The organism is Bradyrhizobium sp. NBAIM03, from assembly GCF_020194055.1.
GTDB lineage: Bacteria > Pseudomonadota > Alphaproteobacteria > Rhizobiales > Xanthobacteraceae > Bradyrhizobium > Bradyrhizobium yuanmingense.
In genome coordinates, this window is sequence record NZ_JADYVS010000033.1 from 64956 (window position 1) to 76328 (window position 11373).

The following is an 11373-nucleotide window of genomic DNA, read 5'->3' on the forward strand; positions in this document are numbered from 1 at the left end:
GCGTTGCACGCGACTAAAAAGGCAGCGGTTGCAAATCAAATATTCTTCGCAACCCGACAAGCCTCGACTAAAGAAAAACGCCCGGCTCGATGCCGGGCGTTTTGTTCTTGATGTCCGTCAAACCAACCGCATAATCCGTAGCTAAAAAGCGATCACGTCAGAAAAGTCCGAAGCGTCCAAGGAAGAGGGAAGGAATACGACATGGCACGTGTTGCATTGGTGACGGGTGGTACGCGGGGCATCGGTGCTGCGATCAGCAAGGCGCTGAAGGCCGCCGGCTACAAGGTTGCGGCGAGCTATGCCGGCAACGACGCTGCCGCGGAGAAATTCAAGGCCGAGACCGGCATCGCCGTCTACAAGTGGGACGTCAGCAGTTTCGAGGCCTGCGCCGAGGGCGTGAAGAAGGTCGAGGCCGAGGTCGGTCCGGTCGACGTGCTGGTCAACAATGCCGGCATCACCAGGGACGGTGCCTTCCACAAGATGACGCTTGAGCAGTGGAACGCCGTCATCAACACCAATCTGGGCTCGCTGTTCAACATGACGCGCCAGGTGATCGAAGGCATGCGCGGGCGCAAGTTCGGTCGCATCATCAACATTTCCTCGATCAACGGCCAGAAGGGGCAGTTCGGACAGGTCAACTACTCCGCAGCGAAAGCCGGCGAGATCGGTTTCACCAAGGCCCTGGCGCTGGAGAACGCCAAGGGCGGCATCACCGTGAATGCGATCTGTCCCGGCTACATCAATACCGAGATGGTGCAGGCAGTGCCGAAGGACGTGCTGGAGAAGGCGATCCTGCCGCTGATTCCGATCGGCCGTCTCGGCGAGCCCGAAGAGATCGCGCGTGCCGTCGTGTTCCTCGCCGCGGATGAGGCCGGCGCCATCACCGGCTCGACGCTGTCGGTCAACGGCGGCCAGTACATGGTGTGATGCGATCGCATCACGCAGGCTGATATTGTCCACATCGTCATGCCCGGGCTTGTCCCGGGCATCCACGGCCTTACAACAGCCGTCGCCACGGAAGAACGTGGATGGCCGGGACAAGCCCCGCCATGACGGAAACATTGGGCCAATGACTCCCCGCACTGCCACGCTGATCGGTCTGACCGCGATCCTGATGTGGTCGCTGCTGTCGGTGATGACGGTGGCGACCGGAAAGATCCCGGCGTTTCAGCTCGCTGCGATGACCTTCGCGATCGGCGGTGTCGTCGGCCTGCTCACCTGGATCGGGCGGAGCGAGGCGGCGAGAAGCTTGCGGCAACCGCTCGCCGTCTGGATCGTCGGCGTCGGCGGCCTGTTTGGCTATCACGCGCTGTATTTCCTCGCGCTGCGCTTCGCCCCGCCGGCCGAAGCCGGCCTTCTGAATTACCTGTGGCCGCTCTTGATCGTGCTGTTCTCGTCCTTCCTGCCAGGCGAGCGGCTGGCGGCGCACCACATCATCGGCGCCGTGCTCGGCCTCGTCGGCACGGTGCTGCTGTTCGCCGGCAACACCAGCGGTTTTGCGCCTGGAGCTGTGCCGGGTCTCATCGCGGCCTTCATCGCGGCGTTCGTCTGGGCGACCTATTCGGTGCTGTCGCGCCGGTTGAAAGCGGTGCCGACCGATGCGGTCGCGGGCTTCTGTCTTGCCACGGCAATATTGGCCGCGCTGATGCATGGCCTGCTTGAAGCCACGGTCTGGCCGGAGACCACGGTGCAATGGCTCTCGGTCATCGCACTCGGCATCGGCCCGGTCGGTGCCGCGTTCTACGCCTGGGACATCGGCATGAAGCGCGGCGACATCCGTGTGCTCGGCGCCGCCTCCTACGCGACGCCATTGCTCTCGACGGGATTCCTCATCGCTGCCGGTTTCGCCAAGGCCAGCGCCAACATCGCCCTTGCTGCGATCCTCATTGCCGGGGGCGGCCTGATCGCGGCCAAGGACATGGTGCTGCGGAAGCGATGATTGGAGCGGAGCTACGGCTCCCAGCCGGACGGCGCGAGCTCGAAGCCTGCGAACTCGAATGCGGGCGCCACGGTGCAGCCGACCAGCGTCCACTCGCCGGTGGTTTCCGCCATCTGCCAGGCCAGCGCAGGCACGATCGCCTGCGGCCGCTCACCGCCGCCGAGGTCGGCGCCGAGCCGCACCTCGTGCTGCGAGCAGCCGTCATGGGCGATGCGCAGCGTCAAGGGGCTGCCGGCGTAATAGTGCCACGTCTCCACCGCATCGACGCGATGCCAGTGCGAACGCTCGCCGCGCGCGAGCAGGAAGTAGATCAGCGTCGAGCGCGAACGCCCGTTGGCGTCCGTGCTCTGGTCGCGAAACGTCTCGCGATAATGTCCGCCTTCCGGATGCGGGCGGAGCTCGAGGCGTGCGATGATCTCGGCTGCGGTCGGCATCGATCCTCGTCGGGATGTGTGCTTCAGGACTTTTGCGTCAGGATTTATTCTTGCGCTCGCGCAGTTCGCCGAACACCGCAGCGGGATCCGCGCCCTTCATATGCAGCTTGGCCGCGACCGCCGGCTCATCGGCGCGCAGGAACACGTTGGCGCGCTTCTCCTCGCCGAGCAGCGAGGGAATGGTCGGCTTGTTCTCGGCGCGCAGCTTTGTCACCTCCGCGGCGCGCGCCTGCAGCGCCGCGTTGTCCGGCTCGATGGTGAGCGCGAACTTGACGTTGGACGCGGTGTATTCGTGGCCGCAATAGAGCTTGAAGTCGTCGGGCAGGGCGCGCAGCTTCAGCAGGGAATCCCACATCATCGGATAGGTGCCCTCGAACACGCGGCCGCAGCCGATCGAGAACAGCGTGTCGGCGGCGAACACCGTCTTCTCATTGTCGAACACGTAGGAGATGTGGTCGAGCGTGTGGCCGGGCGTCTCCACGACACGCGCCAGCAGATTGCCGATCTTGACCACGTCGGCATTGGCGACGCGCTGGTCGACGTTGGCGATCTTCGTGGTCTTGTCGTGCGGCGCGACGACGCGGCAATTGTATTTCTGCTTGAGCTCGGCGACCCCGCCGACATGATCGCCATGATGATGGGTGATCAGGATGTCGGTGAGCTGCCAGCCCTCGCGCTCCAGGGCCTTGAGGATCGGGCCGGCCTCCGGCGCGTCGATCGAGGCCGTCGCTTTGGTTTCCAAATCGTGGATCAGATAACCGAAATTGTCGTTTAAACAGTTGAAAGTACGAATTTCGGCGGCCATGTCATCTCCATCGCGCTCAGCCCCGCCAGACAAATATGGCGTTAACGTTGCGCAGGCAATGCAATATTCCGCGCGCAGCGGCGCCCTGGCGCATGTTACATTGCGGTCATGACCATCGACGTCGTCGACCTCCGCGAGTTCTATTCCCGCCGCCTCGGCATCGTGGCGCGGCAAATGATCAATCGCGGCATCAGGGAGCGTTGGCCCAGCGCCGAGGGCCAGCGCGTGCTCGGCGTCGGCTATCCCACACCCTATCTGGGGTTGTTCCGCGAGGACGCCGAGCGCTGCCTCGCCTTCATGCCGGCGGCGCAGGGTGTCCTGAAATGGCCGACGGGACGGCCCGCGCTGGCCTCGCTGGTGGATGAGTTCTCGCTGCCGCTTCCCGACGCCGCGGTCGACCGCATTCTCCTGGTGCACGCGCTGGAGATGTCGGACGATCCGGCCGCATTGCTGCGCGAGGTGTGGCGCGTGCTGTCGCCCTCTGGGCGCGTCATCGCCGTGATCCCGAACCGGCGTGGGGTGTGGACCCGCACCGACAGCACGCCGTTCGGCCATGGCCGGCCCTATTCGCGCTCGCAGATCACCGAGCTGTTGCGCCAGACCTGGTTCACGCCGACCGCTTGGGGCGAGGCGCTGTTCATGCCGCCCTATGCCGGCGGCTGGGTGTTGAAATCGGCCCAGATGTGGGAACGTGCCGGTGCGGCGCTGTCACTGCCTTTTGCCGGCGTCCACATCGTGGAGGCGACCAAGCAGGTCTACCGCGCGATCCCCGCCAAGCGCGAGCGGGCGCGGCTGATTCCCTCGCTCGCCAAGCCCGTGCTGGTGCCATCCTCGACGACGGTGACGCGCAGTTAGCTTCACCTCTCCCTTCCGGAGAGGTGGGTCTGTGTCCGGCCAACGCACAGCGTCAAAAGCAAATCGTCCCGGCGAGGCCGGGACGATTCGAGTCGGAAAGTCAGAAGAGCTTACTCGCCGGGGGCGACTTCGTCGCTGGAAGCAACCGGAGCGGCTTCACGCTCCGGGCGCGGGCCATGCGGCCGGCGCCGCCGACGCGGATAGCGCTCGCCGCCACCGCCGCCCTCGAAGCCGCCCTGATTGCCGTTCACCTGCGGCTGCGCGCCGGTGATGAAGGAGGGTAGGCGGTCGACGCCGCCATCGGCGATGACAGGCTGCGGCTGGTTGGCGGGTTGCGGCTGATATTGCGGCTGCGGACGGTGATCGCGTTCGCGGTGCTCGCGCGGCTGCTGATTGTCGCGCTGATAGGGCGGCTGGTTGTCGCGCGGCTGGTGATCACGCTGGTGATGATCGCGTTGGCCGTCGCGGTCGCGCATGAAGGGCTGCGGCTGGGGCTGCGGGACGAAGCCGGGCTCCTGGCCGAAGGCCGAGAAATTCTCACCGTCGTCCTCGCCCTCGTCGCTGCTGGCGATGGGCTCATCGCCGCGCGGCTGCTGGTTCTGACGGAACTGCTCCTGAGCCGCCGCGATCAGGCGGAAATAATGCTCGGCGTGCTGGTAGTAGTTCTCGGCTGCAACGGGATCGCCGGAGGAGCGCGCGTCACGTGCAAGCTGGAGATACTTTTCGGCGATGTGCGAAGCAGTGCCGCGAATCTTGATGTCGGGTCCGTTGGATTCGTAGACCCGGGTCATCGGGTTCTGGCCGCGCCGGTTGTTGTTGTTATTGTTGTTGCGGTTGCGCATCCGCTGCTTGTTCTGACCGTTTCTCATGTCCTGCCTTTAATTCCAGCCCTAAAGGTTGCACGCATTACTGATTGCTAGGAGTGACCTGGTGACAGTGGCTCACATGTCTTGCGCGCACCGCGCAAAAGCGGATCCAACCCTGCCGATGTTCGTCGACCGTCGCGTTCAACAAAGACGCGTTCCCCACCCGCCAGCATCCATTGCCAGCGAACCCATTCATTTCGCCTGCCGAAACAAGCCCAGCTTTCTTGCGTAAGTGTTCAAGCGCAATATCAGGCTTTCGTTCACTTGCGGTCGGAGAGAGCAGCGCAGCTCCACTGGCCATCGCGCTCAACAGGACCTGCGGCTTGGAACCTTCAATCAGTAAAGCTCTCGCCCGAGAGCCCGGCTTTCGCCCGTAGGTCTACGGGGCCGGCACCGATGTGTTGACCGGAACGTAGTCGTTCCCACGGGATATTCCAAGTGGTTTTTGCAGGCCAATCCGGCTTTTATGGGGGCATTTTTCGGGCCGAAACGGCCCGCGGAATGCCCGCCAAGTCGGCCTTGGGTGACCTGTCCAGCGATAACGCGGCGGCCCTCATCAAGGTTTCAATATTTTGGGCCTGGCCCTGTCCAGCCTCGACGACCAGGGCGCCGCCGGGGGCGAGCCGCTCGCTCGCCTGCGGGATCAGGGCGCGATAGGCGTCGTATCCGTCATTGCCGCCGTCGAGCGCCAGATGCGGGTCGTGCTCGCGCACCTCGACGCTCAATTTCGGAATTTCAGCCGAGGGAATATAGGGCGGATTCGACACGATGAGGTCGAACGGGCCACCGAGCGCCGCGGCGTAGGAACAGGCGACGAAGGCGGCGCGGTCGGCGAGTCCCAGCGCCGCGGCATTGTCCCTGGCGGTCATGAGCGCGTTCTGGCTGAGATCGGTACCGACGCCGAACGCATCGGGGATTTCGTGCAACAGCGCGAGCAGGATCGCGCCCGAGCCGGTGCCGATGTCGGCGATCCGCGGCGGGTGAGATGCCTCCCGCTCGCGGAGAATCTCGAGCGCAAGCTCAACCACGGTCTCGGTATCGGGGCGCGGCACCAGGGTTGCTTCCGACAGGCGGAACGGCAAGCCCCAGAATTCGCGCGTCCCGAGAATGCGCGACACCGGCTCGCCGGCGATGCGGCGCTGTGCATGTTGCGTGAGCCGCGATGCTTCGGCCGCGGTCAGGAGACGGGCCGCCTGCGTGACCAGGCCGGTGAGGTCGAGGCCGAGTGCCGCACTGATCAGGATGCGCGCGTCGAGCTCGGCTTCGTCGAGCCGTGCCGATCTCAGTTGCGCAGCCAGCGCCCGCCGCGCGCTCTCGATGGATTGTCCGGTGAAGGGGTTGCTCACGCCTCAGGCCGCCGCGCCTTGCGCAGCGAGCTGTGCGGCCTGGTGCTCCGTCGTCAGTGCGTCGATCAGTTCGCCGAGCGCTTCACCCGCGATCACCTGCGGCAGCTTGTAGAGCGTGAGGTTGATGCGATGATCGGTGACGCGTCCTTGCGGAAAATTGTAGGTGCGGATGCGCTCGGAGCGGTCGCCGGAGCCGACCTTCTCCTTGCGCTCGGCCGAGCGCGCCGCCTCGACGCGTTGCCGCTCGGCGTCATAGATGCGCGAGCGCAGGATGTTCATGGCGGAGGCGCGATTCTTGTGCTGCGAGCGGCTGTCCTGCATCATCACCACGATGCCGGTCGGGATGTGGGTGATGCGGATCGCCGATTCCGTCTTGTTGACGTGCTGGCCACCGGCGCCCCCTGCGCGCATGGTTTCGATGCGCAGGTCGTCGTTCTTGATGTCCACGTCGACGTCCTCGACCTCGGGCAGCACGGCGACCGTCGCGGCGGAGGTGTGGATGCGCCCCTGCGTCTCGGTGTCGGGCACGCGCTGCACGCGGTGCACGCCGGATTCGAATTTCAGCTTGGAGAATGCGCCGCGGCCCTGGATCTCGGCGATGATTTCCTTGTAGCCGCCGACGGTGCCTTCACTGGCGGAGATCACCTCGACCTTCCAGCCCTGCAAGCTGGCGAAGCGCTCGTACATCCGGAACAGGTCGCCGGCGAACAGCGAAGCCTCGTCGCCGCCGGTGCCGGCGCGGATTTCCAGCACGACGTTGCGGTCGTCCATGGCGTCCTTGGGCAGGAGCGCGACGCGGATCTTCTGGACCAGTTCCTCGATTTTCGGCGCGAGCTCGTCGCGTTCGGCTTCCGCCATGCCGCGCATCTCGGCATCGGTGGCGGCATCGGCGATCAACGCGTCGGTGTCGGCGAGCTCCTTGACGGCGGCGCGATAGGACTTCACCGCCTCGATCAGGGGCGTGAGCTCGGCGAGCTCGCGCGTGATCTGCACGTAACGCTCGGAGGCGAGCTGTCCGAGCGATTCGGCCTCGAGCGAAGCGTGATGCGCGAGCAGGACGTCCAGTTTGGCTTCGGGAAGTGACGACATCGGTTCTGTCTCAAAGTGCGGAAGGAGGCGAGGGCGGCGGGAAGCTGGCGACAGGCCCGCTACAACGCAAGGCCCTCGGCCTCGGCAAATTCCGTCAGCTTCTGCCGGATCGAGACGCTGCCCGCAGGCGCATCCAGCAGAGGGCCCAGCATCGCTTCGGCCTTCTTGGCGTCGAGGTCGAGCACCATCGCCTTGACCGGGCCGAGCGCGGTCGCCGAGAGCGAGAGCGAGCGGTAGCCCAGCGCAATCAGCGCCAGTGCGCCGATCGGCTTGGAGGCCATCTCGCCGCACAGCGAGAGCGACTTCTGCGCCGCGTGCGCCTTGCGCGCGATGTCACGCAAGGCGCGCATGATCGGCGCCGACATGGTGTCGAAGCGCTCGGAGACCTTGGCGTTGCCGCGGTCGACCGCGAACAGGAACTGGAACAGATCGTTGGAGCCGACCGAGATGAAATCGACCTTCTTCAATAGCTCGTCGAGCTGGTAGAGCAGGGCGGGCACCTCGACCATGGTGCCGATGTCGATTCGTTCAGGCAGCGTGTGGCCGTGCTGGCGGAGGTATGTGAGCTCGCGCTCGACCAGCGCCTTGGCCGAGTCGAATTCGGCGACCTCCGAGATCATCGGGAACATGATGCGCAGCGCGCGGCCGCCGCCGGCGCGCAGCAGCGCGCGGATTTGGCCGCGCAACAGGCCGGGACGATCGAGCCCGAGCCGGATCGCGCGCCAGCCGAGCGCGGGGTTTTCCTCGATCACCGCTTCCATATAGGGCAGCGCCTTGTCGCCGCCGATATCGAGCGTGCGGAAGGTGACGGGCTTAGGTCCGGCGGCATCGAGCACGGTGCGATAGAGCGCGAGCTGGTCGCTGGTGCGCGGCAGGCTCTGACCGACCATGAATTGCAGCTCGGTGCGGAACAGGCCGATGCCGGCACTGCCGGTGTCCTCGATATGCGGCAGGTCGATCGCAAGACCTGCGTTGATCATCAGCTCGACCTTCTGGCCGTCCCTGGTGACGCAGGGCCGGTCGCGCAGCGCCAGGTACTGCGCCTGGCGGCGGGCGCGGAAGCGCACGCGCTCGGCGAAGGCCGCCTCGATCTCCTGCGACGGGCGCACATAGATCGAGCCCGAGGTGCCGTCGACGATGATGGCGTCGCCGGGATCGGCGATTCCAGGCGCGTTCGGCACCTCGCCGACCGCAGGGATGCCCAGCGCCCGCGCCACGATCGAGACGTGCGAGTTCGCGGTGCCTTCCTCCAGCACGATGCCGCGCAGGCGCTTGCGGTCGTAGTCGAGCAGCGCCGCCGGGCCCATCGCGCGGGCGATGACGATGGCGTTGTCGGGCAGCTGCTCGCGCGAGGGCGCATGATCCTGGCCGACCAGCTGCCGCATCAGGCGGTAGCCGAGGTCTTCCAGATCGTGCAGCCGGTCGCGCAAATAGGGGTCGGTCGAGCGCAGCATGCGCGCGCGGGTGTCCGACTGGACGCGCTCGACCGCGGCTTCCGCGGTGAGGCCGGTCGCGACCGCCTCGTGCAGCTTGTGCGACCAGCCCTGGTCGTTGGCGAACATGCGATAGGCTTCAAGCACCTCACGGTGCTCGCCGCCTTCGGCGACGTCGCCGCGCTCCAGCATGCGGTCGAGATCGGCACGCAGCTTGGCGAGCGCAGTATCGAGCCGCTTGATCTCCTTCGGCAGGTCTTCGGCGATGTAGTCCTTGATGACGACGCGCGGCTCGTGCAGCACGACATGGCCGAGCGCGATGCCCTCCGACAGGATGGCACCGACTTTCTGCGCCGAATGGCGCGCCGCCGGCTCCTGGCCCGGCTGCGCCAGCGCGGAGAGTTCGCCGGAGGCGATCAGCTCGGCCAGCACCATCGCGGTGGTCTGGAGCGCCTCGAGCTCCTCCTCGACATAATTGCGCTTGGCGCGATTCTGCACCACCAGCACGCCGAGCGTGTTGCCGGCGCGCAGGATCGGCACGCCGAGGAAGGAATGGTAGATTTCTTCGCCGGTCTCGGGCCGGAACGAGAAGGCCGGGTGGCTCTGCGCGTCGCTCAAATTGAGCGGCGTCGCCTCGCTGGCGACGAGGCCGACCAGGCCCTCATGGGCGCTGAGCACGGTGTGGTGCACCGCCTCGCGGTTGAGACCTTCGGTGGCGTAGAGCTCGAGCGTATTGTCGATGCGCAGCACATAGACCGAGCACACCTCGGCCACCATGTTGGCGGCGATCAGCACCACGATCTTGTCCAGCCGCTCCTGGGCCGAGACCTGCTCCGCCATGGTCTCGCGGAGCCGTCTCAACAAGACGCGGGGACCTCCCGACGCGCTCCGCATGAACCGTCAATCTCCTCCATCGGCCGGGCCCGGCGATATCGGCCGGCGGCTGGACCAAAATTCCAGAAAAACAATCAAATTGTTTGTCCGGCGCAGGCACAAGCCCAAATCCACGGGAGATTGAGTGCTCGTACCGAATCAGCGCCGCCTGAACTGGGACACAGTCTGCGGCAGCCCACCCTGTCCGCCGTATAGCGAATTGAGGCTTGTTTTGCCAAGCAAAACGCCTGCCAAACGCGAAGGTGTGTACACCTTCGCGTTTGCTGCGACCGCTAAGAGAAAATTAGCCTTTTGGCACTGTCCGGAAAAGTGCGAAGCGGTTTTCCGGAAAGACCGTCAGGTCTGATCGAGACCGTAGAGCGTATGCAAGGTGCGCACCGCAAGCTCGGTATAGGCGGTATCGATCAAGACCGAAAATTTGATCTCGGAGGTTGTAATGGCCCGAATGTTGATGTTCCGCCCGGCGAGCGCCGAGAACGCCTGGGCGGCGACGCCGGCATGGCTGCGCATGCCGCTGCCGATCACCGAGATCTTGGCGACATCGGTGGCGGTATCGAGCCGCGCATAGCCGATCTTGGCCTTGGCTGCGGTAATCGTATCCTTGGCGCGGGTGAAGTCGGCGGCCGGCACGGTGAAGGTGAGGTCGGTGGTCTTGCCGTCCTCGGACACATTCTGCACGATCATGTCGACGTTGATATTGGCATCAGCCAGCGGGCCGAAGATCGAGGCCGCAACGCCGGGCTTGTCCTCGATCTGGCGCACCGAGATCTGAGCCTCGTCCTTGGAGAAGGCGATACCGGTGACGACGTGGCTTTCCATGATCTCCTCCTCGCTGCAGATCAGCGTGCCGGGCGGCTGGTTGGCATGCGGGTCGATATCCTCGGGCTTATCGAAGCTCGAGCGGACGAAGATCGGCATGTTGTGGACCATGCCGAGTTCCACCGAGCGGACCTGGAGCACCTTGGCGCCCTGCGAGGCCAGTTCCAGCATGTCTTCGAATGCGATCTTGTCGAGCCTCTTGGCCTTCGGCACGATTCGCGGGTCGGTGGTGTAGACGCCGTCGACGTCGGTGTAGATGTCGCAGCGGTCGGCCTTGACGGCGGCGGCGATCGCCACGGCCGAGGTGTCGGAGCCGCCACGGCCGAGCGTGGTGATGCGACCCGTCTCGGGGTTGATGCCCTGGAAGCCGGCGATGACCGCGACCTCCTTTCGGTCCTTGAAGCGCTTGATGATCTCGCTGCCGTCGATGTCCTCGATCCGGGCCGAGGCATGGGCGTCGCTGGTCTTGATCGGGATCTGCCAGCCCTGCCACGAGCGGGCTTGGATGCCCATGCCCTGGAGCACGATGGCAAGAAGGCCGGACGTCACCTGTTCGCCCGAGGCGACCACGGCGTCATATTCGCGCGCGTCGTGCATCGGCGAGGCCTCGGTGCACCAGGCGACCAACTCGTTGGTCTTGCCGGCCATCGCCGAGACGACCACGGCCACTTCGTGGCCGGCATCGACCTCACGCTTCACATGGCGTGCGACGTTGCGGATACGTTCGATGTTGGCGACGGACGTGCCGCCGAATTTCATCACGAGGCGGCTCATGACGACGCGTGCATTCCTTCATAAGGGTCAGTATGGTGGCCCGCACTGGACGGGTGCCTCGGGGACACCGACCGCGCGTATACAGAGCGGCGGGGCCGGGGGCAAGCGGGTTCCTGCGG

General features: G+C 65.4%; 10 protein-coding genes. 3 read left to right on the forward strand and 7 right to left on the reverse strand.

The window, feature by feature from the left end:
• Window positions 1-201: 201 nt before the first annotated feature.
• Both phbB and I6F21_RS33130 read left to right on the forward strand, forming a co-directional pair.
• Window positions 202-927, forward strand: coding sequence for an acetoacetyl-CoA reductase (gene phbB / locus I6F21_RS33125; RefSeq protein WP_225145419.1), 726 nt, complete (start codon window positions 202-204; stop codon window positions 925-927).
• A gap of 142 nt (window positions 928-1069) precedes the next feature.
• Complete coding sequence (locus tag I6F21_RS33130) at window positions 1070-1939, forward strand: EamA family transporter (protein WP_057030162.1); 870 nt, start codon at window positions 1070-1072, stop codon at window positions 1937-1939.
• A gap of 11 nt (window positions 1940-1950) precedes the next feature.
• Here I6F21_RS33130 and I6F21_RS33135 read toward each other — a convergent pair whose 3' ends face one another.
• Together I6F21_RS33135 and gloB are read right to left on the reverse strand one after the other, a co-directional pair.
• The gene (locus I6F21_RS33135; protein WP_057030161.1) at window positions 1951-2373 is read right to left on the reverse strand and encodes a cupin domain-containing protein; all 423 of its coding nucleotides are present in this window, start codon (window positions 2371-2373) and stop codon (window positions 1951-1953) included.
• A gap of 37 nt (window positions 2374-2410) precedes the next feature.
• Entirely contained in the window at window positions 2411-3178 is a 768-nt protein-coding gene (gene gloB, locus I6F21_RS33140) for a hydroxyacylglutathione hydrolase (RefSeq protein WP_036026196.1), read from the reverse strand.
• 108 nt (window positions 3179-3286) lie between these two features.
• Here gloB and I6F21_RS33145 point away from each other — a divergent pair, with 108 nt between their 5' ends.
• Window positions 3287-4033: a methyltransferase domain-containing protein gene (locus I6F21_RS33145; protein ID WP_036014737.1), complete on the forward strand. Its 747-nt coding sequence runs from the start codon at window positions 3287-3289 to the stop codon at window positions 4031-4033.
• 110 nt (window positions 4034-4143) lie between these two features.
• Here the strand turns inward: I6F21_RS33145 and I6F21_RS33150 are convergent, their stop codons facing one another.
• The 5 genes from I6F21_RS33150 to I6F21_RS33170 all read right to left on the reverse strand — a co-directional run bounded on the left by I6F21_RS33150 (window position 4144) and on the right by I6F21_RS33170 (window position 11254).
• Entirely contained in the window at window positions 4144-4902 is a 759-nt protein-coding gene (locus I6F21_RS33150) for a DUF4167 domain-containing protein (protein WP_036042629.1), read from the reverse strand.
• Window positions 4903-5363: 461 nt separating this feature from the next.
• Entirely contained in the window at window positions 5364-6245 is an 882-nt protein-coding gene (gene prmC, locus I6F21_RS33155; RefSeq protein WP_036026207.1) for a peptide chain release factor N(5)-glutamine methyltransferase, read from the reverse strand.
• 3 nt (window positions 6246-6248) lie between these two features.
• The gene (prfA, locus tag I6F21_RS33160; RefSeq protein ID WP_036026209.1) at window positions 6249-7334 is read right to left on the reverse strand and encodes a peptide chain release factor 1; all 1086 of its coding nucleotides are present in this window, start codon (window positions 7332-7334) and stop codon (window positions 6249-6251) included.
• 59 nt (window positions 7335-7393) lie between these two features.
• Window positions 7394-9661 (reverse strand): phosphoenolpyruvate--protein phosphotransferase, encoded by a 2268-nt coding sequence (ptsP, locus tag I6F21_RS33165; RefSeq protein WP_036014720.1) that lies wholly within the window; start codon window positions 9659-9661, stop codon window positions 7394-7396.
• Between the two features lie 336 nt (window positions 9662-9997).
• Window positions 9998-11254 carry an aspartate kinase gene (locus I6F21_RS33170; RefSeq protein WP_036014718.1) on the reverse strand — a complete coding sequence of 419 codons (1257 nt, stop codon included), beginning with the start codon at window positions 11252-11254 and terminating at the stop codon, window positions 9998-10000.
• Between the last annotated feature and the right edge of the window lie 119 nt (window positions 11255-11373).